At 71.7% G+C, this 25,205-nt stretch carries 20 protein-coding genes; 13 read left to right on the top strand and 7 right to left on the bottom strand.

Annotated elements, in window-relative coordinates; all coding sequences use genetic code 11:
- Positions 1 to 80: 80 nt before the first annotated feature.
- Both I0C86_RS44695 and I0C86_RS40305 read left to right on the top strand, forming a co-directional pair.
- Positions 81 to 209, top strand: coding sequence for a hypothetical protein (locus I0C86_RS44695; protein WP_255527953.1), 129 nt, complete (start codon positions 81 to 83; stop codon positions 207 to 209).
- 110 nt (positions 210 to 319) lie between these two features.
- Positions 320 to 607 (top strand): hypothetical protein, encoded by a 288-nt coding sequence (locus I0C86_RS40305; protein WP_196206581.1) that lies wholly within the window; start codon positions 320 to 322, stop codon positions 605 to 607.
- A gap of 19 nt (positions 608 to 626) precedes the next feature.
- On the opposite strand, the gene I0C86_RS40300 is transcribed toward I0C86_RS40305, so the two are convergent.
- Positions 627 to 4,073, bottom strand: a complete 3,447-nt coding sequence (locus I0C86_RS40300) for an ATP-binding protein (protein WP_196206580.1) — start codon at positions 4,071 to 4,073, stop codon at positions 627 to 629.
- 220 nt (positions 4,074 to 4,293) lie between these two features.
- Here I0C86_RS40300 and I0C86_RS40295 point away from each other — a divergent pair, with 220 nt between their 5' ends.
- The 7 genes from I0C86_RS40295 (at position 4,294) to dapB (ending at position 13,236) form a co-directional block, all read left to right on the top strand.
- Positions 4,294 to 5,670 carry an MATE family efflux transporter gene (locus tag I0C86_RS40295; protein WP_196206579.1) on the top strand — a complete coding sequence of 459 codons (1,377 nt, stop codon included), beginning with the start codon at positions 4,294 to 4,296 and terminating at the stop codon, positions 5,668 to 5,670.
- 42 nt (positions 5,671 to 5,712) lie between these two features.
- Complete coding sequence (truB, locus tag I0C86_RS40290; RefSeq protein WP_196206578.1) at positions 5,713 to 6,657, top strand: tRNA pseudouridine(55) synthase TruB; 945 nt, start codon at positions 5,713 to 5,715, stop codon at positions 6,655 to 6,657.
- Between the two features lie 32 nt (positions 6,658 to 6,689).
- Positions 6,690 to 7,643 (top strand): bifunctional riboflavin kinase/FAD synthetase, encoded by a 954-nt coding sequence (locus tag I0C86_RS40285; RefSeq protein ID WP_196206577.1) that lies wholly within the window; start codon positions 6,690 to 6,692, stop codon positions 7,641 to 7,643.
- Positions 7,644 to 7,873: 230 nt separating this feature from the next.
- Positions 7,874 to 8,143 carry a 30S ribosomal protein S15 gene (gene rpsO, locus I0C86_RS40280; protein ID WP_192767688.1) on the top strand — a complete coding sequence of 90 codons (270 nt, stop codon included), beginning with the start codon at positions 7,874 to 7,876 and terminating at the stop codon, positions 8,141 to 8,143.
- 296 nt (positions 8,144 to 8,439) lie between these two features.
- Complete coding sequence (locus tag I0C86_RS40275; protein WP_196206576.1) at positions 8,440 to 10,827, top strand: polyribonucleotide nucleotidyltransferase; 2,388 nt, start codon at positions 8,440 to 8,442, stop codon at positions 10,825 to 10,827.
- A 183-nt stretch (positions 10,828 to 11,010) separates the two neighbouring features.
- Positions 11,011 to 12,318, top strand: a complete 1,308-nt coding sequence (locus I0C86_RS40270; RefSeq protein WP_323374156.1) for a M16 family metallopeptidase — start codon at positions 11,011 to 11,013, stop codon at positions 12,316 to 12,318.
- 102 nt (positions 12,319 to 12,420) lie between these two features.
- Positions 12,421 to 13,236: a 4-hydroxy-tetrahydrodipicolinate reductase gene (gene dapB, locus I0C86_RS40265; protein ID WP_407676407.1), complete on the top strand. Its 816-nt coding sequence runs from the start codon at positions 12,421 to 12,423 to the stop codon at positions 13,234 to 13,236.
- Positions 13,237 to 13,309: 73 nt separating this feature from the next.
- Here dapB and I0C86_RS40260 read toward each other — a convergent pair whose 3' ends face one another.
- Positions 13,310 to 13,867, bottom strand: coding sequence for a GNAT family N-acetyltransferase (locus tag I0C86_RS40260; RefSeq protein WP_196206574.1), 558 nt, complete (start codon positions 13,865 to 13,867; stop codon positions 13,310 to 13,312).
- A gap of 35 nt (positions 13,868 to 13,902) precedes the next feature.
- Here I0C86_RS40260 and I0C86_RS40255 point away from each other — a divergent pair, with 35 nt between their 5' ends.
- Positions 13,903 to 15,174 carry a glycosyltransferase 87 family protein gene (locus I0C86_RS40255; protein WP_196206573.1) on the top strand — a complete coding sequence of 424 codons (1,272 nt, stop codon included), beginning with the start codon at positions 13,903 to 13,905 and terminating at the stop codon, positions 15,172 to 15,174.
- Here the strand turns inward: I0C86_RS40255 and I0C86_RS40250 are convergent.
- Positions 15,073 to 15,669: a GNAT family N-acetyltransferase gene (locus I0C86_RS40250; RefSeq protein ID WP_196206572.1), complete on the bottom strand. Its 597-nt coding sequence runs from the start codon at positions 15,667 to 15,669 to the stop codon at positions 15,073 to 15,075. The genes I0C86_RS40255 and I0C86_RS40250 overlap by 102 nt on opposite strands.
- A gap of 85 nt (positions 15,670 to 15,754) precedes the next feature.
- Here I0C86_RS40250 and I0C86_RS40245 point away from each other — a divergent pair, with 85 nt between their 5' ends.
- Both I0C86_RS40245 and I0C86_RS40240 read left to right on the top strand, forming a co-directional pair.
- Complete coding sequence (locus I0C86_RS40245; RefSeq protein ID WP_196206571.1) at positions 15,755 to 16,984, top strand: winged helix-turn-helix domain-containing protein; 1,230 nt, start codon at positions 15,755 to 15,757, stop codon at positions 16,982 to 16,984.
- 82 nt (positions 16,985 to 17,066) lie between these two features.
- Positions 17,067 to 17,726, top strand: coding sequence for a DUF2752 domain-containing protein (locus I0C86_RS40240; RefSeq protein ID WP_196206570.1), 660 nt, complete (start codon positions 17,067 to 17,069; stop codon positions 17,724 to 17,726).
- A gap of 13 nt (positions 17,727 to 17,739) precedes the next feature.
- On the opposite strand, the gene I0C86_RS40235 is transcribed toward I0C86_RS40240, so the two are convergent.
- Together I0C86_RS40235 and I0C86_RS40230 are read right to left on the bottom strand one after the other, a co-directional pair.
- Complete coding sequence (locus I0C86_RS40235; protein ID WP_196206569.1) at positions 17,740 to 21,081, bottom strand: S8 family serine peptidase; 3,342 nt, start codon at positions 21,079 to 21,081, stop codon at positions 17,740 to 17,742.
- 141 nt (positions 21,082 to 21,222) lie between these two features.
- Entirely contained in the window at positions 21,223 to 22,122 is a 900-nt protein-coding gene (locus tag I0C86_RS40230) for a LysR family transcriptional regulator (RefSeq protein ID WP_196206568.1), read from the bottom strand.
- 70 nt (positions 22,123 to 22,192) lie between these two features.
- Between I0C86_RS40230 and I0C86_RS40225 the strand changes: the two genes are divergently transcribed.
- Entirely contained in the window at positions 22,193 to 22,939 is a 747-nt protein-coding gene (locus I0C86_RS40225; RefSeq protein WP_196206567.1) for an SDR family NAD(P)-dependent oxidoreductase, read from the top strand.
- Between the two features lie 21 nt (positions 22,940 to 22,960).
- Here I0C86_RS40225 and I0C86_RS40220 read toward each other — a convergent pair whose 3' ends face one another.
- Positions 22,961 to 23,953: a helix-turn-helix domain-containing protein gene (locus I0C86_RS40220; protein WP_196206566.1), complete on the bottom strand. Its 993-nt coding sequence runs from the start codon at positions 23,951 to 23,953 to the stop codon at positions 22,961 to 22,963.
- A 425-nt stretch (positions 23,954 to 24,378) separates the two neighbouring features.
- On the bottom strand, positions 24,379 to 25,205 hold an 827-nt coding region (locus tag I0C86_RS40215), incomplete at its 5' end, for a DUF4097 family beta strand repeat-containing protein (protein WP_230395603.1).

The following is a 25,205-nucleotide window of genomic DNA, read 5'->3' as shown; positions in this document are numbered from 1 at the left end:
TGGATGATTGAGTTGTTCGTTATCGAACAGTGCCGCCAATCTCCAGGGCTCGTGTCGTGCAGTCACTGCTGGTTGTGGCGATGACGGATCGGGCGGGATTCCGGCTGGTTCCTACCTCCTGTGGCCGGCTCGGCTCTGGCTTTGCCCGGGACCTCGACATACCGCTGACCGACGGTCTGGTCGGTATCGCCGACGAGGACACGGAATGATCCAAGAGCGGATCATGATCAACACTTCTGTGGTGCGCTGCTCGGACGCTCGCATACATCCTGCTTGGTCGGGGATAACCGGGGGAACACGTCCTAGTCGAGGAGCGGCGATGGCGATTCAGGCGGAAGAAGAGTGCCTGTGCGAACAGTGGCGGACCAAACTCGCGGCAGTCAGCAGAAATATCGGTCGGCTACTACGGGACCTGAACGACGTCGACAGAAAAATCGCGGCGGAAAAGGCGAAGAACGACCCAGACGAAGAGGTCCTTCGCGAACTCGCAGCCCAGCGAGCTCGCATCCTTCGAAACCTCAAACCACTGGAGAACCAGCAAGAACAGATACAGGAGCAACTTTCCGGTTGCGTGGGCGCGGATTGTGACCCGTCGGGATGGACGTAGACGTTCAGGCTGCCTGGGTTCACTTGCGCCAGGAGGGCAGCATCCGCTGGGACATCTCCCGCCAGAACCACTGGGTCCGGTGACGTGAGGTGAACCAGGAGACCGAGCCTGACAGCCCTCGCCACCGGGCCGCGACCAGGTCGATCTGGCGGGCGCAGAACACCTCGTCCATCGGATACGCGAGCCCGTCGCTCTGCGGCGGCAGGGGGCAGAGCCGGTACGGGCAGTCGCCGAGGCAGGTCGAGCCGGGCTCGGCCGGACGGCTGGCCCGGGAGTTGCGGCCCGGCTGCATCGGGGTCGGGTCGACGGTGAGGCAGGGCGGCAGGTCGCCACGGTTGGCCTGGAGGAGGCGGCGGGCGCGCTCGGCCGGCGGGCTGTCCGGACGGTCGGCGAGGTTCAGCAGCAGCATGACGTCGGCGAGCAGCCGCTGTGCCTGTTTGGTCAGCACCATCCAACCCACCGCTTCCGGGCACCAGGAGTCCTGGTAGCGCCGAATGCTCGACTGCGTGGTGTAGGAGCCGATCCGCCGGACGATGTCCTGCTCGTCGACCCAGCAGTGCCGCTCCGGATGCCCGCTCTGGAGCGCCTGGACACAGAGGTCTCCGGCCTGCCGGACGAACGGGTGCACGTGCGGCCGGTCGGGCGCCGGGGCGTCTGCGCCGCCGCCGGCGATGCTGAGCCAGAAGTCGACCAGCCCGCGTGGATCGGTCGCGGGCCCGTATGCGGGGAGTCTGCGGCGCGGGTCCTCCGGCAGCGACAGCAGGGTGAGCGCCTGCACCAGGGCGAGCTGGGAATACCAGAACCGGCTGTGCCGCAGCGCGGTCTCGGCATGTTGGACCAGCCGTAGCCGGTGTGCGGAGCGGTCTTCCGGGACTCGGCAGTTGGCGGCCAGCCGGAAGCCCTGGGCGAGGTTCATCTCGTCGATGATCCGGTCTTCGGTGTCGTGGCGGGTCAGCAGATCGAGCCAGTGCCGCAGGTTCTGCCGGGCGGCTTCGTGGTCGTCCGGCCGGTTGTCACCTCCACTGTGGATACAGTGCAGCGGGGCCAGCCAGGCGAGCATCTGGCGCTCCTCGGGCGACCTCGCGGACGGGGACGGCCCGCCGGGCGGCCCGGCGCCTGCGACCGGTGCGGCCGGCTCCGACCACCCGGACAGCCCTCGCACCGTGCCCGGCCCCAACCGGGCGATCTCGTGTACCGCAGTGAGCCGGATCCGGTACGACGACGCCGCCTGGTGGATCATCTGGAAGAACCGGGGGTATTCCGGCTGCGGGAGGTCGCTTTCGCCGGCCCGCCGTCGACTGTCGAGCAGTTGGGCGGCGGCGCCGAACCGGCGGATCAGAACCTGCTTCGCCTCCTCCAGCGGCCGGTCGGTGATCGAATGGTCCTCGTGCAGGTCGGGCCAGCGCATGGCGATCAGGTCGACGAGCTGCCGGTGCTGGGACTCGGCGAGGCGACTGTCGATGTCCAGCGCGGCGGCGAAGGTCTCGACGGCCTTGGTCCGGTCTCCACCGAAGATCTTGACTTCGCCGCGCTGTACGTCGACCGGAGTGCTCCACTCCACGGCGGCATCCCGCAGCCGGTCGACGACCTGCCTGGCCGTTTCCTGCCGGCTCGGGTCACCGGCGGCGGAGCAGGAGTAGAGGGTCAGCGCGGCCAGCAGTTCTCGGGCCGAGCCGTGCCCGAGCGCCAGCGACAGAAAGAACCACCGGCTCTCAGGCCCCGCCTGTCGCTCCGGTGGCGACTGCCGTTCCGAATCCGGCTGCCGCTCTGCTGGCGTGCGGTGGAACGGTGGCAGGACGGCGTCGAGGAGCCGGGCGCCCAGGTACGCCTGGATGACGCCGTGCTGGAAGCGGATCTCGTCCTCCTGGCAGATGACGATGCCCAGTTCCCGCCCGGTGGTGACGGCCAGGCCGACGTCCTGGGCGTTGGCGGGGTTGAGTCGGCGAAGCCTGCTCCGCAACGCCCGGATCAAGCAGTCCTGCACGGCGGCCATGTTCTGCTCGTCTCCCTGGGTACTGCCGTGTCGCCGTTCCGGATTTCCGGACGTCCACCCTGGGGCTGTCCGGGGGGAGCCGGACGTCGGCCGGACGCGCGCTCCTCGCAGGCCGGTTTCGGTGGCCGGAGCACCGTCGGCGGGAATGAGGTCGGCGATCCGCACCGACAGGCTGCCGCGAGCCAACCCGACGCAGGCCAGGGCGGACAGCATTTCGACGGCGTCCGCCCGCTCTCGCTCCGGCAGCCCGTAGTCCTGCTGCACGGCACCGTCGACGAGGGCGGTACGCCAGAGCTGCAACAGCCGCCAGCGGACGGCGGCCCGGTCGGCGTGGGCGTGGGCGACCGCATCGTCCGCCAGGTCGTCGAGATGGCCGCTCTCGCGGAGGTCCCGGATGATCCGCAGGTATGCCGGGGAGTCGGCGATGTCGGCGGCCTTGACGAGCCGGATGATCCTTTCCCAGCCGGGCTGCTTGGATTTCAGCGGCGACACGTACTCCATCGCCGCTCCCTCGCTCAGGGGTTCCAGTTGCAGCAGGAACGCGTCGAGGCCGCGCAGCGGGTCATGCGGGCGCGAGGCGACCACCAGCGGCAGGCGTACCTCGACGGCCTGTTGGATGGCTGCCCGGATCGCGCTGTCCCGGTCGCCGCTCGGGTCCCGGGGGCGGGCCTCGTCGAGCCCGTCGGCGAGTACGGCGATCCGGTTCTCCCGGAGCAGATAGCGCCAGATCCGGTCGGCGTCGCCCTCGGCCCACAGCCAGGCGTCGGTGACCTCCTGGAGCCGCTTGCGGGCGAGGGCGAGGAAGTCCAGCCTCGTGCCCGGGTCGACGGTGCCCAGGTCGATGCCGATGGGCAGTACGCCATGCTCGGCGAGCATGGCGGCCAACTGGACGAGGGTGACGGTCTTGCCGGTACCGACCCCGCCGACCAGTAGCAGCGGGCGTTGGTCCCGCCGATCCCGGAGGCGTTGGATGAGCAGTCGGCAGAGGTCGTCGCGTCCGACGATCCGGTCGATGCCGCGTCCGGCGGTCGGCACCATGCGGTGTGGCTCGGCCAGGGCCCGCCGTCGGTAACGGCGGTACACCCGGCGATATCGCCAGAGGACGAAGAGCGTGATCGCGAGGGCGGCGGAGAGGAGGTTGAAGAGGAAGGACTTCACCTCCCCGCAGTAGTAGCCACGGGGTTCGTCGGCGGAGCAGAACTCCTGGAACCGCAGGGGGCCGATCCCGGGCCGATCGAAGATCGCCATCAGGGTCGAGAAGACCACCCAGGTCAGCAGCAGCACCGTGCCGCCGACAGCCAGCAGCCACCAGGGAAACCGGTGCCACCAGTGGGTGTCGGCGTGGCGCTGTTCGGCATGCCTCCGGCTCGCCGGCTCCTGGAGGTGCTGGTGCCAGGTCCGGAACAGCCGTCGGCGCTGCCGGAGCCAGAGGACGAACCTGGACTCCGGTTGGCGACTCCACCAACGCCGCACGACCTCGCCTCCGCGCCGTACTATCCGAGCCGCCTGCGTCGACCCGGGCGGAAAATAGACAAAAGCTGACAAAGCAAGGCTAGTTCAATTGCCGGCTGCCCGATGCCGGGTCCTGGAGCGGACGACAGGACTCTGCCTGGTGCGAGGGCTGTTCTCCGACGTGCGGTAAGTCCGAGAATGCCTTGTGATCCTTACCGGTGCCATGCCAGTATCGGTCGCGATGAGCCAGCCCACCGTTCCGACGCCCGCTGCCGACGTCCCGACATCCACCGGCGCCACCCCGACGCCCGGCGCCGCAGGTGCGTCCGTCCGGCGAATCGCCGGGCTCGCCCTGCCGGCGCTGGTGGTGCTGGCGGCCGAGCCGCTCTACGTGCTCGTCGACACCGCCGTACTCGGCCACCTCGGCGCGGTGCCGCTCGCCGCGCTCGCCGTCGGCGGTCCGGTGATGACCATGGTCGTCTGGATCGGCACGGTGACCGCGTACGGCACCACCGGGCGGGCGGCCAGACGATTCGGGTACGGCGACCGCGCCGCCGCCGTCGCCGAGGGCGTCCAGTCGTCCTGGCTCGCCCTCGCCGCCGGCCTGCTGTTGGCCGTCGCCATGCAGTTCGCGGCCGGCCCGCTGGCGCGTACCGTCGCCGGAGGCGAGTCTCCCGAAGTGGCCGACGGCGCGGCGCTCTGGCTGCGGATCGCGGCCATCGGCGCCCCCGGCCTGCTGCTGGCGGCGGCCGGCAACGGCTGGATGCGCGGGGTGCAGGACACCCGCCGGCCGCTGTACTTCGTGCTCGGGCCCAACCTGCTCTCCGCCGCCCTCTGCCCGCTGCTGGTCTATCCGGCCGGCCTGGGCCTGGTCGGCTCGGCGATCGCCAACGCGGTGGCGCAGACACTCAGCGGGTTGCTCTTCGCCGGCGCGCTGGTCGCCGAGCGGGTGCCGCTGGCGCCCCTGCCCCGGGTGATCGGAAACCAGCTCGTGCTCAGCCGGGACCTGCTGATCCGGGGCTTCGCCTTCCAGGCCAGCTTCCTGTCGGCGACCACGGTGGCGGCCCGGTTCGGGGTCGCCGCCGTCGGCGCACACCAGATCGCGCTGCAACTGTGGTTCTTCACCGCGCTGCTGCTGGACGCACTGGCCATCGCCGCCCAGTCGCTGGTCGGAGCCGCCCTCGGCGCCGGTGACGCGGTCAGCGCCCGGCAGATCGCCCGCCGCGTCGCGCTGTTCGGCGGGCTCTGCGGAGTCGGCTTCGCCGTGATCATCGGCGCCGGTGCCGGGGTCGTACCGTCCTGGTTCAGCGCCGATCCACAGGTACGGGAGCAGGCGCTGGTCGCCTGGCCGTGGTTCGCCGGCATGCAGCCGCTGGCCGGGGTCGTCTTCGCCCTCGACGGGGTGCTGATCGGGGCCGGTGACATCCGTTACCTACGCAACCTGACCGTACTGAGTGCGTTCGGGGCCTTCCTGCCGGCGATCTGGCTCACGTTCGCGTTCGACCTCGGGCTCGGCGGCATCTGGGCCGGCCTCACCCTGTTCGTCGTGGCCCGGCTGGTCGGACTGCTGCTCCGGATGCGTTCCGGCCGCTGGCTCGTGCTCGGTGCGATCCGCTGACCCCCACTGGCCACCGGTGACCCGGGGCGGTGGGCGTCACGGATGGGCGGGGCGCGGGTGGCGGCGCCGGGTCGTCTGGCACGCTTGGCGCTCGTGAGCGTGGACGGTCTGATCGTGGTCGACAAGCCCGGCGGCATGACGTCGCATGACGTGGTCGCCCGGATCCGTCGGCTGGCCCGGACCCGCCGGGTCGGGCACGGCGGGACGCTGGATCCGATGGCCACCGGAGTACTGGTGATCGGGGTCGGCCGGGCCACCCGGCTGCTGACGTACGTGATCGGGGCCGGCAAGGGCTACGCCGCGACGATCCGGCTCGGCCAGTCGACGGTCACCGACGACGCGGAGGGCGAGGTGGTCGACGCCGCTCCGGCCGGCGAGGTCACCGACGCCGCCGTCCGCGCCGGTCTCGCCGCGATGACCGGCGAGATCGACCAGGTGCCGAGCGCGGTCAGCGCCATCAAGATCGACGGCCAGCGGGCCTACAAGCGGGTACGCGACGGCGAGACCGTCGCCCTCGCGGCACGCCGGGTCACGGTCTCCCGACTCGAGCCGCTGGCCGTCCGGCGGGAGTCGGTCGACGGGATGGCCGTACTGGACGTGGACGTGCTGGTGGACTGCTCGTCCGGGACGTACATCCGGGCACTGGCCCGGGATCTCGGCGCCGGGCTCGGCGTCGGCGGACACCTCACCGCGCTGCGGCGTACCGCGGTCGGCGGGTTCACCCTCGCCGAGGCGCTGACCCTGCCGGCCCTGGAGGAACGGGCTCCGGACGTGGTCAACCTCTCGGTCGAGGCGGCGGCCCGGCGGTTCTTTCCGGAGCGCCAGGCGAACGCCGACGAGGCCAAGGTGCTCTCGCACGGCGGTCCGCTGGAGCCGGCCGGGATCGTCGGCCCGTACGCGGTGTTCGACCCGGCGGGCGGCTTGATCGCTATCGTCAGCGAGCGCGCCGGACGGGCGCGGGCCGAGATCGTGCTCGCCCCGGCCTGAGTGCGGCGGGCGGGCAGGAAGGAATGTCAGGAATGCAGCGGTGGCGGGGGTATCACGGGGCGCCGGTCGGCTGGGGCCGCTCGGTCGTCGCCATCGGCGTCTTCGACGGCATACACAAGGGTCACCAGGCGATGATCGGGCACGCGGTGAAGCGGGCCCGGGACATGGGCGTGCAGTCGGTCGTGGTCACCTTCGACCCGCATCCGGCCGAGGTGGTACGGGTGGGTTCGCATCCGGCCGTGCTGACCGAACCCGCCCGCAAGGCGGAGTTGATCGAGGCGCTCGGGGTGGACGTGCTCTGCGTGGTGCCGTTCACCCCCGACTTCTCCCGGCTGTCGCCCGAGGCGTTCGTGCACGACGTACTGGTCGAGCAGTTGCACGCCGCGCTGGTGGTGGTCGGGGAGAACTTCCGGTTCGGGCACCGGGCCGCCGGTGACGTGGCGCTGCTGGAGCGGCTGGGCCGGACCTTCGGGTTCGGCGTCGAGGGGGCGCCGCTGGTCTCCGACGAGGGCACCGTCTTCTCGTCCACCTACATCCGGGCCTGCGTGGCCGCCGGTGACGTCACCGCCGCGGCGGCGGCCCTCGGCCGGCCGCACCGGCTGGAGGGCGTGGTGGTCCGGGGCGACCAGCGCGGCCGGGAGATCGGCTTTCCGACCGCCAACCTGCTCTGCCACCGCTATGCGGCGGTGCCGGCGGACGGGATCTACGCGGCCTGGCTGATCCGCCGGGGCGGCCGGGCGGGGCAACGCGCGGAACGGCTGCCCGCCGCCGTGTCGATCGGGACGAACCCGACATTCTCCGGCCGGGAGCGTCGGATCGAGGCGTACGTCCTGGACTTCTCCGGTGATCTCTACGGTGAGCGGCTCGCCCTGGACTTCGTCGCGTACCTCCGCCAGACGCGCTTCTTCGACGGCGTCGAGCCGTTGGTCGCGCAGATCGCCGAGGATGTCGCCCAGACCCGCCGGGTACTGGCCGACCCGCTCTGACCGGCCCTGACCTGGTCTGATCTGCCGATCTTGGCGGCTCGGCCCGGCTCCGGCCGGAACCCGCGAGCCCTTGACTCGGACGAACCGTGCCAGGCTGGTAACCTGACGGGGACGTCGGGTTACCGGCGTGGCCTCGCGTGCCTGCACGACGCCGCGGGTGCGAGGTCGTCCACCCCTGGTCCCCCCGGGCCGGACCGTGGACGTACATGACAATCCAGGAACAGGGAGATATGGCGCTCGACCAGGAAGCAAAGAGCAAGATCCGGCAGGAGTACGCGACCGTCGAGGGTGACACCGGGTCGCCCGAGGTGCAGGTCGCGGTACTGACCAAGCGGATCGCCGAACTCACCGAGCACCTCAAGGTGCACAAGCACGACCACCACAGCCGTCGTGGTCTGCTGCTGCTGGTCGGCCGTCGCCGCCGGTTGCTCAACTACATGCAGAAGAAGGACATCAGCCGCTACCGGTCGCTCATCGAGCGGCTCGGCCTGCGGCGGTGACCTGAGCGGGGGAGCGGCTGTCCGAGGTGTCGCAGCCACTGGCGCGTACCGACGGACGGCCGCTCCACCCGCCACGTCGCCACCCCACCAGGGGCCAGCGCGACCACCCGATGGGGAGCCGGTCGACGCACCGGTCCTCGGTAGTGGCCCCCGGGGCCGGCCGGCACGCACCGGCGCCCCGGGCGCTTCGATCGAAGACCGGCCGTCTGAGCAGCTCCTCTGACCACGGTCCCGCGCCGGGACGTACCGGCGCGGAGGGAGGTCGCGGCCCCCGATCGAAGGAGTGCTACCGCACCATGACCGAAACACCAGGTACCAACACCACGCTGGGCAGCCAGCAACGCACGGCAGTGATCGACAACGGGTCGTTCGGCACCCGTGAGATCACCTTCTCCACCGGCCGGCTCGCCCGACAGGCCGCCGGCTCCGTCATCGCCCAACTCGGCGAGACGGTCGTCCTCTCCACGACCACGGCGGGCCGGCAGCCGAAGGAGCAGTTCGACTTCTTCCCGCTGACCGTCGACGTCGAGGAGCGGATGTACGCCGCGGGGCGCATCCCCGGCTCGTTCTTCCGCCGTGAGGGCCGGCCCAGCGAGGACGCCATCCTCACCTGCCGGCTGATCGACCGGCCGCTGCGGCCCTCGTTCGTCAAGGGCCTGCGCAACGAGGTCCAGGTCGTCGAGACCGTGCTGGCGCTCGACCCGCAGCACCCGTACGACGTCGTCGCGATCAACGCCGCGTCGCTCTCCACCAAGCTCTCCGGCCTGCCGTTCTCCGGCCCGATCGGGGCGACCCGGATGGCGCACGTGGACGGGCAGTGGATCGCCTTCCCGACGATCGAGGAACTGGGCCGGGCCACCTTCGACATGGTGGTCGCCGGCCGGGCCCTGCCGGACGGCGATGTCGCGATCATGATGGTCGAGGCCGAGGCCACCGAGCACACCGTCGCGTTGGTCGCCGGTGGCGCCCCCGCGCCGACCGAGGAGGTCGTGGCGAGCGGCCTGGAGGCCGCCAAGCCGGCAATCCGGGAGCTGTGCCGGGCGCAGAGCGAGCTGGCCGAGGTCGCCGCCAAGCCGGTCGCCGAGTTCCCCGTCTTCCTCGACTACTCCGACGACGTCTACGACGCGGTCGCCGGTGCGGCCCGTGGCGAGATCGCCGAGGCACTCAAGATCGCCGGCAAGGCGGATCGTGAGGAGGCTCTCGACCAGATCAAGGCGCGGGTCGTCGAGCAGCTCGCACCCGGCTTCGAGGGCCGGGAGAAGGAGCTCAGCGCGGCGTTCCGCTCGCTGAACAAGTCCGAGGTACGGGCCCGGGTGCTCCGCGACCAGGTCCGGATGGACGGTCGGGGCGTACGCGACATCCGGCCGCTGACCGCCGAGATCGCGGTCCTGCCCCGGGTGCACGGCTCGGCGCTGTTCGAGCGCGGCGAGACGCAGATCCTCGGCGTCACCACGCTCAACATGCTGCGCATGGAGCAGGCGCTGGACACGCTCTCCCCGGAGAAGCACAAGCGCTACATGCACAACTACAACTTCCCGCCGTACTCGACCGGTGAGACCGGCCGGGTCGGTGCGCCGAAGCGGCGCGAGATCGGGCACGGCGCGCTGGCCGAGCGGGCACTGATCCCGGTGCTGCCGAGTCGCGAGGAGTTCCCGTACGCGATCCGCCAGGTCTCCGAGGCACTCGGCTCGAACGGGTCCACCTCGATGGGCTCGGTCTGCGCCTCGTCCCTGGCGCTGCTCTCGGCCGGTGTGCCGCTCAAGGCGCCGGTGGCCGGCATCGCGATGGGGCTGATCTCCGACGAGGTGGACGGCAAGACCCAGTACGTGACGCTGACCGACATCCTCGGTGCCGAGGACGCCTTCGGCGACATGGACTTCAAGGTCGCCGGCACAAAGGAGTTCGTCACCGCGCTGCAGCTCGACACCAAGCTCGACGGCATCCCGTCCGACGTGCTGGCCGCCGCGTTGCAGCAGGCGTACGAGGCCCGGCAGGTCATCCTGGGCGTGATGCAGGAGGCGATCGAGGGTCCGGCCACGATGTCGGACTACGCCCCCCGGGTCACCACCGTGAAGATCCCGGTCGACAAGATCGGCATGGTGATCGGCCCGAAGGGCCAGACCATCAACGCGATCCAGGACGAGACCGGCGCCGAGATCTCGATCGAGGACGATGGCACCATCTACGTCGGCGCGACCAACGGTCCGTCGGCCGAGGCGGCCGTCGAGCGGATCAACGCGATCGCGAACCCGACGCTGCCGAAGATCAACGACAAGTTCCTCGGCACGGTGGTGAAGACGGCCGCGTTCGGCGCGTTCGTCTCGCTGCTGCCCGGCCGCGACGGCCTGCTGCACATCTCCAAGGTGGGCGACGGCAAGCGGGTCGAGCGGGTCGAGGACTTCCTGAACGTCGGCGACAAGGTCGAGGTGTCGATCGCCGACATCGACGCCCGCGGCAAGATCTACCTGGACAAGGTGCGCCCCGAGGGCGAGGAGGCACCGGCCCAGGCGCCGGGCGGCGAGCGTCCGGCCAGCCGGGACCGGGGTGACCGGGGCCCGCGTGACCGGGGCGACCGCGACCGGGGCGACCGTGGCCCGGCCCGGGGTGACCGCGAAGGCGAAGGCGAAGGCGGCGGCGAGGGCGGTGGCGGCGGCGAGCGCCGTCGCCGCAACCGGCACAGCTGATCCATCGCGCCCGCGCTGACCTGCGCCGCTTGTGCGCAGGTCAGCGCGGTGCATGCCGCACGTGCCGGCACCGCTTCATCGAGCTAGGAGCATGGTCCCTTGAGTCGGGCGAAACGAGCGTCGGTCTCCGGCGCCAGCGGCGTACCCACCAGCCCTCCCGCCGATGCCGCACCGGCCCGCGCGGTGACCCGGGTCGTGGACAGTGATCCACTCGGCGGCACGGTACGCCGCACGGTCCTGCCCAGTGGGCTTCGGGTGCTCACCGAGGCCATCCCCACGATGCGCAGCGTGTCGTTCGGCATCTGGGTGGCGGTCGGCTCGCGGGACGAGACCCGGCCCCAGTCCGGCGTCTCGCACTTCCTCGAACACCTGCTGTTCAAGGGCACCCGGAAACGGAGCGCCCTGGACATCTCGGCGGCGATCGAGGCGGTGGGCGGCGAGACGAACGCCTTCACCACCAAGGAATACACCTGCTACTACGCCCGGGTACTCGACCAGGACCTGCCGCTGGCGATCGACGTGATGTGCGACCTGGTCGCCGACTCGGTGCTGAACGCGGCGGATGTCGAGACCGAGCGCGGGGTGATCCTCGAAGAGATCGCCATGCACGACGACGAGCCCGGCGACGAGGTGCACGACCTGCTGGCCCAGGCGGTCTACGGAGACCATCCGCTGGGTCGACTGATCTCCGGCACCGAGGAGACGGTCTCCCCGATGTCGCGCCGACAGATCCAGGGCTTCTACCGGCGCCGCTACACCGCTCCGTCGATCGTGATCGCGGCGGCCGGCAACCTGGACCACGCCGAGGTGGTCAAGCTGGTCCGACAGGCGGTCCGGGGTACCCCGCTGGACAGTGAGCCCGCCCTGCCGGCGCCGCTGCGGCCGGCGGATTCACGGGTCCGGACGAACCGACCCGGCAACCTGGTCGAGCACAAGGAGACCGAGCAGGCCCACGTGGTGCTCGGTTGTCCGGGCATCGGTCGACTCGACGATCGGCGCTTCGCGCTCGGCGTACTCAACAACGTGCTCGGCGGCGGCATGTCCAGCCGGCTCTTCCAGGAGATCCGCGAGCGACGGGGCCTGGCCTACTCGGTCTACTCCTACTCCAGCCAGTACGCCGACAGTGGCCTGTTCGCCGTCTACGCCGGCTGCGCGCCGGGCAAGGTCGACGAGGTGCTGGAGTTGATCCGCACCGAACTGGCCGAGGTGGCCGCGCACGGGGTCACCGAAGCCGAACTGGCCCGGGGCAAGGGCATGGCGAAGGGCTCCTACGTACTCAATCTGGAGGACACCGGGTCCCGGATGAGCCGGCTGGCGAAGGGGGAACTCCTCTTCGGCGACCTGCTCTCCGTCGACGACCTGCTGGCCCGGATCGACGCGGTCGACGCGGACGAGGTCAACACCCTCGCGGCCGAGCTGCTGTCCCGGCCGATGTCGCTGGCCGTGGTGGGCCCGTTCGGCGAGGGCGACTTCCCGGCCGAGGCCGGCTGAACCCGCCCGCCACCACGGCGTACCGGTGATCCTGGGGCCACCTTCCTCGGCGTGATGGTGATCCGGGGTACACCTCCGGACGGACCCGCCGGGTGGGATAGGTTGTGCCGCGTGAGCGACGAGCGTGAAGCCCAGGCCGGATCGTCCCCGGAGCCCTCGAGCCCACTGCCGGGAGATCCGCTGCGGGTCGGCGTACTGGGCGCCCGGGGTCGGATGGGCATCGAGGTGTGCCGGGCGATCGACGGCGCCGAGGACCTCGAACTGGTGGCAATGGTCGACGAGGGCGACTGGCTGTTCAACGCCTCCGACGCGGGTGCCGAGGTGGTGGTCGACTTCACCACCCCGGACGTGGTGATGGACAACCTGCACTGGTGCATCGAGCAGGGCATCAACGTGGTCGTCGGCACCAGCGGCTTCACCGAGCAGCGGCTGGACCGGGTGCGTACCTGGCTGTCCCACAAGCCCGGCGTCGGGGTGGTGATCGCCCCCAACTTCGGGATCGGCGCGGTCCTGATGATGCAGTTCGCGGCGCGGGCGGCCCGGTTCTTCGAGTCGGTGGAGATCATCGAGCAGCACCATCCGAAGAAGCTGGACGCCCCCAGCGGCACCGCCACGCACACCGCCCGGCTGATCGCCCAGGCCCGTGCCGAGGCCGGGCTCGGGGCCGCGCCGGACGCCACCACGGACGAGGTGCCGGGCGCGCGGGGCGCGGAGGTCGACGGGGTACGGGTGCACGCGGTCCGGGCCGCCGGTCTGGTAGCCCATCAGGAGGTGCTGTTCGGCACCACCGGTGAGACGCTCACCATCCGGCACGACTCGTACGACCGCACCTCGTTCATGCCCGGGGTGCTGTTGGCCGTCCGCTCGGTCCCGCACCGTCCCGGCCTCACGGTCGGCATCGACGATCTTCTCGCCTGAGGCGGCGGCGCTCTCCGCGAGGCGTTAGGAAGGGCCCCTTCTTATACAGAAAGCGATAAGAAGGGGCCCTTCCTTACAGCAAGACGTGCAGGCGGAGTTGGGGTACCAGGAGGTCGTCGACGTCCAGTGCCCGGGCGGCGCCGTCCGGCTCCCAGCCGGCGCCGCCGAGGAATTTTCGGGTCGCCTCGTCACCGTCGAAGGCCCAGGCCACCGCCGTGTCGAAGCCGTCGGTGCGCCACAGGTCGACGCTGGCGGCGAGCAGCCGGCTGCCGTGCCCGCGCCGACCCCAGCGCGGCTCGACCAGCAGGTCGGTCACCGCGACCACGGTCGGGCCGAGTGAATCGGCCGGCTCGTCCGGCGCCAGCGCCTGCTCATCGGGCGGTCCAGATGCGGCAAATCCCACCAGATACGATTGTTCTGCCTGCTCGACGGCGACCAGGACCCGGTGCCGTTCGGAGGGTGGCGTTTCGACCGCCGCGCTCCATTGGCGTCCGAGCCAGTCCTCGTCCAGGTTGTCGAGCACGTGCTTGGGTAGCATCCGTCGGTACGCGACCCGCCAGGTCGCGAGTTGGATGCGCGCGATCTCGCCGGCGTCCTCGGGACGCGCCGGGCGGACGTACCCGAGACTCATGGGTGGGAAGCCTACGCAACGCGAGGGGGGCGGCAATGGCGCAGGGTGCCGTCTGGCGTACGCGGTACCAGGTGCTATTCGTGATCGCGCTCGCCGTGCTGGTGACCGGCTTCCTCTCCGTGGCGACTGTGCGGCACGGCTTCTTCGATCTGCGCGTCTACTACGGCGCCCTGCACCACTGGGTACGCGCCGACGGGGAGATCTACGACTGGCTGAAGCCGGACAGCAAGTACGGCTTCACCTATCCGCCGTTCGCCGCGCTGGTGATGCTGCCGATGGCGTACCTCTCCTGGCCCGCCGCGATGGTGATCAGCGTTACCCTCACCGTCCTGGCCAGCGCGCTGGTGATCTGGTGGCTGGTCGATCCGATCGCCCGCCGGGCGGGCTGGACCCGGTGGTTCGCCCTGGCGGTGGCGTTCTGCCTGGCGGCGGCGTTCGAGCCGATGCGCGAGACGGTCAACTTCGGCCAGGTGAACATGCTGCTGCTGTTCCTGGTGGCGGCCGACCTGCTCTGGCTGGCCGCCCCGGCGACCCCGTGGGGGCGGCGGGTGCCGCAGCGCTACCGCCGGTTCGCGGGGGTGGGGATCGGGCTGGCCACCGCGATCAAACTGACCCCGGGGATCTTCATCGTCTACCTGCTGGTCACCCGGCGCTGGTTGGCGGCGGTGGTGGCCAGTGGTACCGCGGCGGCGGCGACCCTGGTCGCGGCGGCGGTGGCTCCGGACGCGTCCCGGGAGTTCTGGACGACCGCGCTCTGGGACACCGACCGGGTCGGATCGCTGTCGTTCATCTCGAACCAGTCCTGGCAGGGTGTGGTGGCCCGGCTCGACCCCGAGCATCCGAGCCAGCTGCTCTGGTTGGTGCTGCTGGCGGCGACGGTGGCGGTGTGGGTCTGGCGGGTCCGGGCCACGGCGGCGGTCGGGGACGAGGCGACCGGATTCGCGCTGACCGGAGTGGCGGTCGGCCTGGTCAGCCCGGTGACCTGGGTGCACCATCTGGTCTGGCTGATTCCGGCGCTCATTCTGCTGGTCGACAACGCCTATGCCGCCCCGGCCGGAAGCCGGCGTCGGCGTGGCCTGCTCGGCTTCGCGATCTTCGCCTATCTGGTCCTGATCAGCCGGCTGGTCTGGATCTGGCAGAGCCGGTTCGACGGCCCGCTGGGCTTCGTCGGCAGCAATTTCTACGTCTGGATCAGCCTGGCGTTGCTACTGGTGCTGCCGGTCCGGGGGCCCGACCAGTTGGCCGAGGCGGGCGGCGTAGCGGAGTTCGGTCAGCCCAAGCGGCGACCGTCCCCCCGGCCGTTGTAGCTCGTACGTCGACCGCTGACCATCCGCGACCAGTCCCGCCCGCTCGTAGAACCTGCGGGCCCGCTCGTTTTCCGCCAGTACCCAGAGCCGCAGCTCGGTCTGGCCCTGCCCGGACAGTTCGTTGACGGCGGCGGCCAGCAGCCTTCGGCCGACCCCGGTGCCCCAGCGTGCCGGCTCGACGTAGATGCCGAGGATCTCGCCGTACCGGTGGTCGAGCTGGTCCGGGTCCTGGTCCAGCCGGTACGGCCCGACGGTGACGAAGCCGATCACCGCCGCGTCGTCCGGGCTGCCGTCCGAGGAGGCGACGAGGGTCCGGAACGGGTGGTCGGGTTCGGCGGTGCCCAGCTCGCGGCGGCGCTGCGCCCACGCCGTGACGTTCAACCGGGACAGCACCTCGTCCGGCATGATCCCCGCGTAGCCCGCCTGCCAGGTCCGTACGTGCACCCCGGCGACCGCCAGCGCGTCGTCGGGATCTTCCGGCCGAATTCTCACCATCCAGTCGTTTTATCCGGGATGAACCGGCAGATCCAGTACCGCCGCCGTCGGATTGCTGTCGTAGCTGTCGGCTAGGGTCGCGTTGATGGCCGTACCTGAATCGTTGTCCCTGGCCCAGGCCCGGCGGATCGCGCTCGCCGCCCAGGGGTTCGCCGACCCGTCGCCGGTCGGGGTGCCGACCCGTCGCCACCTCCGTCGGGTGCTCGACCGGGTCGGCCTGCTCCAGATGGACTCGGTCAACGTGCTCCAGCGGGCGCATTACCTGCCGCTCTACAGCCGGCTGGGGCCGTACCCGACCGACCTGCTCGACCGGGCGGCCTATCGGCGGCCCCGGGAGCTGTTCGAGTACTGGGGGCACGAGGCATCGCTGCTGCCGGTCGACCTCCATCCCGCGCTGCGCTGGCGGATGGCGGGCGCGCGCGACGACGCCTGGGGCGGGATGCGCCGGATCGCCGTCGAGCAGCCTGAACTGGTCGCCCGGGTGCTCGACGAGGTACGCGCGAGCGGCCCGCTGACCGCCGCGCAGATCGAGCACGACGCGCCGCGCGAGAAGAACAACTGGGGCTGGAACTGGTCAGCGGTCAAGCAGGCGTGCGAGTTCCTGTTCTGGGCCGGCGAGCTGATGGCGGCCTCCCGGAACACCTCCTTCGCCCGGGTCTACGACGTACCGGAACGGGTGCTGCCGCCGGCCGTGCTGGCCACCCCGACCCCGGCACCGCCGGACGCGTACCGCCGGCTGGTCGGGATCGCGGCCGGCGCGCTGGGGGTGGCGGCCGAACCGGAGCTGCGGGACTACTTCCGGCTGCCGGTCGCCGCGGCCCGGGTCGCGATCGCCGAGCTGGTGGAGGCGGGTGAGCTGCTGCCGGTGCAGGTGCGGGGCTGGCGCGTGCCGGCATACCTGCACGCGCAGGCCCGGCTGCCCCGGTGGATCCGGGCCAGCACCCTGGTCAGCCCCTTCGACCCGCTGATCTGGGAACGGGCCCGCACGGAACGCCTCTTCGGGTTCACCTACCGGATCGAGATCTACGTGCCGGCGCCGCAGCGGCTCTACGGCTACTACGTGCTGCCGTTCCTGCTGGGGGACCGGTTCGTGGCCCGGGTCGACCTGAAGGCCGACCGGAAGGCCGGCGTACTGCTGATTCCGGCCGCCTGGTCCGAGCCCGGCACCGACCCGGTGGAAACCGCGCGGGCGCTCGCCGCCGAGCTGCACCGACTCGCCGGCTGGCTCGGGCTGGCGGCGGTGGCGGCGCCCGAGGGCGGCGACCTCGCCGGGCCGCTCACCGCCGCACTCGCCAGCGTGCTCGCGGTACGGTGAGACCAGCCGGCCGGCGACGCCGTGGGCCGGCGGGCGATGCGTCGAGGACGACGGCGACGCTGCGGCGGACGGATGGGGCGCGATGACGAGCGTTGGCGAGAGCCGGTCGGACGAGGCCGGTCCGGTGGCGGCCGGATCCCGGCCGGACGAGGTCGGTCCGTCGGCGCCCGGACCGCAGGTGCCGGCGGGTGAGTCGGCGCCGGCCTGGCCGGCGGGGGGATATTCCGGGCCCTGGCCGCCCGCGGACGCCTCGGCGCAGGGCGCCTATCTGGTGCCTCCCTACCAGTTGCCCGAGCCCGACCGGCTCACCCGACTGGTCAACCGGATCCAGGCCCGGTCACCGCGCTGGGCGGCGCCGGTGGCGGCGCTCGCCTGCATGGCCGGCGCGGTCGGCTACACCCTCTTCGCCGACCCCGCCCACAGCGCACCCGACGCGGCGCCCTCGTGCATCCTCAAGCTCACCACCGGGCTCGACTGTCCGGGCTGCGGCGGCACCCGGGCCTTCTGGTACCTGCTGCACGGCGACCTGCCGGCGGCCGCCCGGCACCATCTGATGTTCGTCTTCGCGGTGCCGTTCCTCCTCTACATCTACCTCGCCTGGACCGGCCGGCAGGTGTTCGGCTGGCGGCTGCCGCAGTTGGAGATCACGCCCAAGATGATCGGCATCTTCCTCGCCGCCTGGGCGGTCTTTACGGTGCTGCGCAACCTCCCCTGGGCACCCTTCGACTACCTGTACGTCTGATCCGCCACCCCCGTCAACCGATCTTGTACGCCCGGATCACCGTCTGGGTGACCGTGTTGCCGGCGGTGTCGGTGGCGCTGGCCCGCAGCGAGACGTACCCGGGCGTGGCCGGATGGCGCAGCACGGCCTGGCCGGCGGTCACCTCCGCCGGTGCCCAGGTGACCCCGTCGTCGTAGGACACCTCGACGCTCAGGCTCTCGTTGGCGCCGGCCCCAGAGGAGGGCTGGGCGGTGACGCTGACCGGGATGGTGCCGGTCTGGCCGGCCGGAGTGCTGTTGTCGCTGTCCACCCGGGGGGAGAAGCGCACCGTGGAGACGGGTAGCCGGACCGGCGTCTGGCCCTCCACGTGTCCGGAGCGGAAGGTCCAGGTCACGCTGACCCGGGTGGACAGGGTCGCGGGTCCGCCGCGCTCCGCGCTCATCGTCAGCCGGTAGTCCCCGGCCTCGGCGGGCACCGGCAGCTCGCTGAAGAGACCGTCCCGCTCGACCACCGGGGCGCCGTCCCGTTCCAGCGTTATCCGGCCCGTGGCGATGGACGAGAAGCCGGCCCGGCCGACCCCGTCGCCGTAGAGCGGCGCCTGGACGTACAGGGTGTCGCCGAGGCGGGTCACCCACTGGTGCTCGTACGGCGGCGCGGCCACCGTCGGCCCGAACACCCCGCGACTCCACTGCTCCTGGTACGACTGCCCGGCCCGGTACGTTATCGCCGGCGCCACCAGGCTGGTCAGGTACGCCTGCTCGGCGCCGGAGCCGGTCATCTCGTCCGCGGAGCGGAACCACTGGACCCGACCGTCGGAGTTGTAGTACTCGATGCGGCTCGACGGGAGCGTGTAGGTCATCGCGTGGGCGAATCCGCCCATCACCGACTCGGGCAGCACCGCCCAGGCGAGTTTGCGACCGGTGCTGCCGGAGGACTCGTGACCGTGGTCGGCCCGTACGGTGGCGAGGTCGGCCGCGCCGAGGGCTCGGGTGAATCCGCTGGGCATCCGCTGTTCGGTCATCCAGCACAGCAGGTACGCGTACGACTGGTCCGCCGGGTCGTCCGGGGCGAAGGTGGCGGTGATCCGGGCGACGAAGCCGGCGGCCGGCTGGTCCGGGCCGATCCGGCCGATGCGCATCCGTTCGAAGGTGGAGCCGAGGGTGCCGACCTCGACGGTCCGCCCGGCGGCCAGCACGCTGGTGGCGAGTTCGGAGAAGACCTGCCGGGCGCCGCTGTTCGGCACGGTGACCGAGAGCGGCTTGCCGAGCCGGGCGTCGAGGACGACGCTGCGGTCGCCGCTCACGTCCAGTTCCGGCTGGGCCAGCAGGCTGGTCAGGTAGGTGGTTCCGGACGGGCTGGTGATCGCGGTGAACGCCGAGTACCGCCCCTTCGGCACCCGGACGGTGACCGTTCCGCTGGCGTCGGCGGGTACGGAGATGGCGGTGGCGTTGTCCAGCCCGGCCAGCATGCTGAGGTAGCCGGCGGTCGGTTCGCCGCCCTGGCCGAGGTGGGACAGCTCGACGTCGTAGCTCTCCACCTCGCGGTCGACCGCCAACGGGGTCGGTACGCGGGCACCGCTGGCGGCGGTCGCGGTGAGCTGACCGGTGAGTTGGCCGAGCGGCCCATCGCTGCCGGCCGTGTCGGCGGTGACGGTCACGTCGGCGGTGCCGCCGGCCGGCACGGTGACGGTGCCCGGCGACACCTCGAACATCCCGGCGGGCACCGGGGTGCCGTCCGGTCCGGTCGCCTGTACGCCGAGCTGGAGCGTCACCGCGGCGGTCCCGTCGTTGCGGTAGCTGACGGTGCGGCGCACCGGGGTGTCGTCGTCGTGTGGCCACGCCTGCCGGCCGAGGCTGAGGCTCGGCGGGTTGGCGGTGACCCGCTGGTCGAGTGCCCGGGCGACGTCGAGCCGGCCGGCACCCTGGGCGAAGACGCCGAGGTCGGGGTTGGGACGTGCGGAGGCCATCAGCGCGGCCTTGATGTTGGCGGCCGGCAGGTCCGGCTGGCGCTCGACGACGATCGCGGCGGCGCCGGCGACGTGCGGGGTGGCCATCGAGGTGCCGGACATGCTGATGCCGCTGCCCACCGGTATCCCCGGTCCGGAGTCGCCGCTGCGGGCGGCGACGATGTCGAGTCCGGGCGCGGTCAGTTCGGGCTTGATGGCGCCGTCACCGAGCCGGGGGCCCTGGCTGGAGAAGCCGGCGAGATCGTCGGACTTGCTGACCGCACCGACGGCCAGCGCGGCGTCGGCGGTGGACGGCGAGCCGACCGTGCCGACGCCGGGTATGTTGCCGGCGGCGACCACGAAGAGCGTGTCGTGTGCGTCGGTGATCTGCCCGATGGCCTGTTCGATGGGGTCCACCACCGGGCTGTCCGGTCCGGAGAGGCTCATGTTGACCACCCGGGCGCCCGATTCGGCCGCCCACTGCATGCCCGCGATGATCCACGACTCGGCGCAGCCGGCGACCGCGCAGACCTTGCCGTCCAGGAGTCGGGCCCCGGGCGCCACCCCGGTGAACCGGCCGGCGCCGGAGCCGGCCACCGTGGACGCGACGTGGGTGCCGTGCCCGAGGATGTCCCGGTCGTCCTCGGTGCCGTCGGTGAAGTTCCGGGCCCCGGTCACCTGGCCGGCGAGGTCGGGATGGGTCTCGTCGACGCCGGTGTCGAGCACCGCGACGGTGACTCCGGTGCCGTCGTATCCGGCGGCCCAGGCGGCCGGGGCGCCCACCTGCGGGACGCTCTCGGCGAGCGTGGGCTGGCGCAGGCCGTCGAGCCAGATGGTCCGGATGCCCGCGTCCAGGGTCCGGGCCGTCGGTCGTGGACCGGTCAGGTCGGTCCAGAATCCGGGTAGTCCGGTCCGGGCCACCGCGACCGCCAGGCCGTGTACCGGCGGCAGTTCGCGGATCACCCGGGCGCCGGTGGCGACGACCTGTCGCCGCCCCTGGGCCCGGGCGTCGGAGCCGGCGTACGTCACCAGCAGCGGAAGGTCCGCCCGCGCGTCGTAGCCGAACTCCAGCAGGGCGGTGACGTCGAAGAGCCGTTCGTCGAGTCGCCCGCTGTGCAGCAGCGTCAGGGCGTCGGTCGGGATCACGTGCAGCCGGTCGGCGACCCGTCGGGTGAGGAACTGGATGTCGGCCCGGCCCGGTCCCGGTTCGACGCTGGTCTTCTGTTCGGCGGTGACGGTTACCCGGTCGCCGGTGATCAGGGTGACGGTGCGGGCGCCGGTGGCGGCGGGGGTGTTCTCGCCCGAGTAGGTGGCCGGGGCCGATCGGTCGACCGGGGCGGCGGAGGCGTGTCCCGGCGGCCCGGGTACGGCAATCGCGAACAGCAGGGCGAAACTCGTTACTCCCCGCGTAAGCCTTTTAATTGGATTCATGGTGTGCCTCCCCTTGATCCCGGTCATACCGGCATCTCTACCGTCGACCGAAACACATCGACGGGAGAGGGGCAACATCGACGTCCATAGATTGAGATGATCCGCGGGACGTGGACCCACCCGAGGCCCGGGCCGTCGGGGTCAGCAGGTCGGCAGCGCCGCGCGGAAGCGACCCAGCACCGGCGAGGCGTCGCCGGCCCGCCAGACGACGCCGGAACTGACCCGGGGCACCGAGTGGCGGATCGGCAGGTAGGCGATTCCGTCGGCGCGCAGCATCCGGGCGGACTCCTGCACCAGGGCGACGCCCAGACCGGCCGCGACCAGGGTCAGTTGGGTGCCGACCTCGCCGGCCTGGTGGACCAGCCTCGGAGTGAATCCGGCCGTCCGGCAGACCCCCGTCACCATCTCGAACCAGTGTGGACAGAGGTCGCGGGCCAGGAACGCGAAGGTCTCGTCCGCCAGGTCGGCGACGTCGATCCCGGCGCGGTCGGCCAGCCGGTGCCCGGCGGGGACCGCCGCGACGAACGCCTCGCACGACAGTTGGCGCAGCTCGACGTCGTCGCCGAGCCAGGCGCAGTCGAACTGTCCGAGGGTGACCACGAACGCGACGTCGACGAGGTCGTCGCGCAGCGGTGCGGCGATGGACCCGATCGGCAGCTCCGACAGGCTCAGGTCGACCTCGGGTACGGCGCGTTGGAACTCGCCGAGCATCCGCAGGAAGTGCTGCGACGAGGCGGTGGGCGTGTAGCCGATCCGCAGCCGGCCCAACTCGCCCCGCTGGGCGCGCTCGGCCACCGTCTGGGCCACCCGCGCCTGGTGCAGGGTCCGGCGGGCCTCCACCAGGAAGAGCCGGCCGGCCTCGCTCAGCGCGGTGCGGCGGCGCTGCCGGACCAGCAGGTCGGCGCCGAGTGTCGCCTCCAGCCGCAGGATCTGTTGGGACAGTGCGGGCTGGGCGATGTGCAACCGGCTGGCCGCCCGGCCGAAGTGCAGCTCCTCGGCGACCGCGACGAACGCCTCCAACTGGCGGAGCTCGAAGTTCATGCACCGACGTTATCAACTCATCCGAACTCAGTCTTTGACCGGCATGAACTCCCGCTTCTAGCGTCGAGACATGAGTGATCGGGAGTTGAGCGGCAAGGTGGCGTTGGTGACCGGTGCGACCGGCGGGATCGGGGCGGTGATCGCCCGTACGCTCGCGACGGCCGGCGCCGCCGTGACCGTGGTCGGCCGGCGTACCGATCTCGGTGCGGCGGTGGCGGACGAACTCGACAACGGCCTGTTCGTGCCGGCCGACCTGACCCGACGGGAGAGCCACGACGAGGTGCTCGGGGCCGTCCTCGACCGGTTCGGTGGGCTGGACATCCTGGTCAACAATGCCGCCGCGTACAGCACCGGGCTGACCCACGAGGCCACCGAGGAGGAGTTCGACCGGGTGGTCGGGCTCAACTACAAGGCGACGTACTTCCTGACCCAGGCCACGCTGCCGCACCTGCTCCGCGGTGCCGGCGGCCGGATCGTCAACATCAGTTCGATCGGTACGACCCGGAGCTGGGCCGGCGCGTCGATCTACAACTCCTCGAAGGCGGCCCTGGACAACCTGACCAGGACCTGGGCGATCGAGTACGGCCCCCAGGGGTTGCGCGTCAACGGGGTGAACCCGGGCATCGTGCACGACGGCCCGATGTCGTTCCCGGTGCAGGCGGCCGTGGACATCGAGGCGCACGTCCTGCCGACGATTCCGGCCCGCCGCCTGGCCACCGCCGCCGACGTCGCCGCGGCCACGCTGTTCCTCGCCGGTCCCGGCGCCGACTACCTCAACGGCGTCACCATCGCCCTGGACGGCGGGCTGACCGCGTGACGGATCAGGGTCGGCCGGGAATCACCGGGCCTGCCGCGCCGGGGCGGGCCGGACCTCCTGGGCCTGACTGGCCAACTGCCACAGCACCATCGTCTCCACGCCCAGGACCGCACCCAGGTCACCCAGTTCCGCGTCGGTGGGCAGGCGCCGGGCGGTGAGGATATCGGCGACGGTGGTCGCGGTCAGCCCGGTCCGGATCGCGAGTTCGGTGATGGTGGTGCGGCCGAGTTCGGCGTACGTGCAGAGGTACTGGGCCAGTGCGCGGCGGGGGAGCGGCGTGGTGTGGTCGATGTGCCCGGAGAGCTGCCCGAGCGGGCTGCGACGACCGTGGTCCACCGCCCGGGAGAGGCCGGCGAAGCGCTCCGGATGGCTTCCCGGTTCCCGGCCCAGCAGCACCAGGACGGTCAGCCGGGCACAGTCGGCGCGGAGATCCGCGATGTCGACCGCGATGTCGCGGTGGTTCGGACCCTTGTCGGGGCCGCGCCGGTACGCCCCGGTGAACTGGTTGGCGTCCGGGCGCGCCGTGGTGACGGGCGGGGCGTTGGGCGTACGGCCCTGGGCGGGGTTGCCGTGCCGGCCGGGTCCGGGAGCGTTGGGGCGCCGCCGGGACCGGACGGATGTCGGAACCCGGCTGTCCGGGCCGGCGTTGTCGGGACTGCCCCGTCGGGACGCCTGTCGGGACGCCTGTCGGGCTGCCTCGTACCGGGCGGCGGCCTCGGCCCGGACCCGTTCCCCGGGCACCTGGGCCGGCAGGCAGGCAATGATCATCTCTGTGGTGCTCCAGGGCGGTCCGTGCCGGTACCGGCCGGACAGGTGCTCGGAGAGGGTCTGCCGGGTGTAGCCGACGGGCAGAATGCCCCGGCTGTCGGCGGTACGCAGGATCTCGGCCTGCCCGCCGGGGAAGTCGGGGCCGGTGACGAGGCGCCGGACGTAGAGCGTGTAGTCGGCCGCCTCGGCGCTGGCGCACCGGGTGCGGATCAGGTCGTCGTCGATGCCGGGTGGTCCGGGGGGCATGCTGGTCGTCCTTGCCGAGTGGTCGTTCCCGACAACGGCGGGGATGTCGGGAACACGGAGCTGCGAGGGTCACGCCCCTTTTCCGACAGTCGACGGGCCGGCGAGAGTACCTGCGGCTCTCTCACCGGTCCTCCGGCCGGCGGAAGGGCTGTGGTTCTCCGTGTCGGCGGATCGGCACGTCAGGCCGGCGCGGAGAACCACCAGTCCAGAGATCACTGATCGTGGAAGGGGCGAATACAGAATGCCTCATCGCGCGCCGTTGTGGGGGACCGGACTACTGGTCCTCGGAACCGCCGTGCTGACCGCTACCGCCACCGCGTGGCTGCGTCGGCGGCCGCCCGTGCGGGTGGTCCGGTCCGCCACCGGCGGGCCGGCGGCGGGTCGACGAACCCGCCCCCGTCCCCGGCACCGCCGATCCGGAGGGTTCAGGCCGCCCGGTGTACGTCGATGTCGCCGCTCACCGTCCGGACCTCGAGGTTGAGCTGGTGACCGTTCGGGGTGGCACCCGAGCCGGCCATGTCCAGCCCGTTCCGGGTGCGGCCGGAGATGGTGTTCAGGTCCAGCCAGACGCCCGTGCCGGGCCGTACACCAACACCGACGTCGCCGGAGGCCGTACCGATCCGGACCCGGCCCTGCCGGGTGAGGCCGAGCAGCACGTCCCCGGAGGCGGTCTTGACCTCCACGCCGTCACCGGCGTCGGCGATCTCGACGTGTCCGGAGGCGAGTCGGGCCTTCACCGGTCCGCCGACCTGTCGCGCGGTGAGCCCGCCGGAGGCGCCCTTGACCTCCAGCCGGCCGTCGACCCGGGTCACCCGTACGTCGCCGCTGGCGGTCTGCACGGTGGCGTTCCCGGTGGCGTGGTCGATCTCGACGTCGCCGGAGGCGCTCTCGATCGTCAGGTCGGCGTGGCGACCCCGGCAGCGGGTGTCGGCCGAGGCCGTCCTGGTCCGGGCGGTGCTGTCGAGTGGAACCCGGACCCGGACCCGCACCCCACCGGAGCGGAACCGGAACATCCCGCCGAGGGACCGGTGGGGTGCGATCACCGAGAGGGTGTCTCCGGTCAGTTCGACCCGGGTCTGTTCGGCCTGTTCCCGGGACGGGCCACTGGCGTCGTGCGGCTGCACGTCGACGACGGCCGACTCGCGGTCCTCGGCGAGGATCTCCAGGTCGCCGGCCGGCAGTTCGACGACGACGGTGACGGGTGCGGTACGGGGAAACTCGTACATGACTCCTCCAGGGGGCCGGGTTGCGG

This window comes from Plantactinospora alkalitolerans (assembly GCF_015690345.1).
GTDB lineage: Bacteria > Actinomycetota > Actinomycetes > Mycobacteriales > Micromonosporaceae > Plantactinospora > Plantactinospora alkalitolerans.
This window is presented reverse-complemented; position numbering and strand designations above follow the sequence as displayed.

Bases quoted from the DNA above. Each gene is read 5' to 3' on its own strand.
- I0C86_RS44695 (WP_255527953.1), top strand. From the start codon at position 81: ATGACGGATCGGGCGGGATTCCGGCTGGTTCCTACCTCCTGTGGCCGG.
- I0C86_RS40305 (WP_196206581.1), top strand. From the start codon at position 320: ATGGCGATTCAGGCGGAAGAAGAGTGCCTGTGCGAACAGTGGCGGACC.
- I0C86_RS40295 (WP_196206579.1), top strand. From the start codon at position 4,294: ATGAGCCAGCCCACCGTTCCGACGCCCGCTGCCGACGTCCCGACATCC.
- truB (WP_196206578.1), top strand. From the start codon at position 5,713: ATGGGCGGGGCGCGGGTGGCGGCGCCGGGTCGTCTGGCACGCTTGGCG.
- I0C86_RS40285 (WP_196206577.1), top strand. From the start codon at position 6,690: ATGCAGCGGTGGCGGGGGTATCACGGGGCGCCGGTCGGCTGGGGCCGC.
- rpsO (WP_192767688.1), top strand. From the start codon at position 7,874: ATGGCGCTCGACCAGGAAGCAAAGAGCAAGATCCGGCAGGAGTACGCG.
- I0C86_RS40275 (WP_196206576.1), top strand. From the start codon at position 8,440: ATGACCGAAACACCAGGTACCAACACCACGCTGGGCAGCCAGCAACGC.
- I0C86_RS40260 (WP_196206574.1), bottom strand. From the start codon at position 13,867: ATGAGTCTCGGGTACGTCCGCCCGGCGCGTCCCGAGGACGCCGGCGAG.
- I0C86_RS40255 (WP_196206573.1), top strand. From the start codon at position 13,903: ATGGCGCAGGGTGCCGTCTGGCGTACGCGGTACCAGGTGCTATTCGTG.
- I0C86_RS40250 (WP_196206572.1), bottom strand. From the start codon at position 15,669: ATGGTGAGAATTCGGCCGGAAGATCCCGACGACGCGCTGGCGGTCGCC.
- I0C86_RS40245 (WP_196206571.1), top strand. From the start codon at position 15,755: ATGGCCGTACCTGAATCGTTGTCCCTGGCCCAGGCCCGGCGGATCGCG.
- I0C86_RS40240 (WP_196206570.1), top strand. From the start codon at position 17,067: ATGACGAGCGTTGGCGAGAGCCGGTCGGACGAGGCCGGTCCGGTGGCG.
- I0C86_RS40235 (WP_196206569.1), bottom strand. From the start codon at position 21,081: ATGAATCCAATTAAAAGGCTTACGCGGGGAGTAACGAGTTTCGCCCTG.
- I0C86_RS40230 (WP_196206568.1), bottom strand. From the start codon at position 22,122: ATGAACTTCGAGCTCCGCCAGTTGGAGGCGTTCGTCGCGGTCGCCGAG.
- I0C86_RS40225 (WP_196206567.1), top strand. From the start codon at position 22,193: ATGAGTGATCGGGAGTTGAGCGGCAAGGTGGCGTTGGTGACCGGTGCG.
- I0C86_RS40220 (WP_196206566.1), bottom strand. From the start codon at position 23,953: ATGCCCCCCGGACCACCCGGCATCGACGACGACCTGATCCGCACCCGG.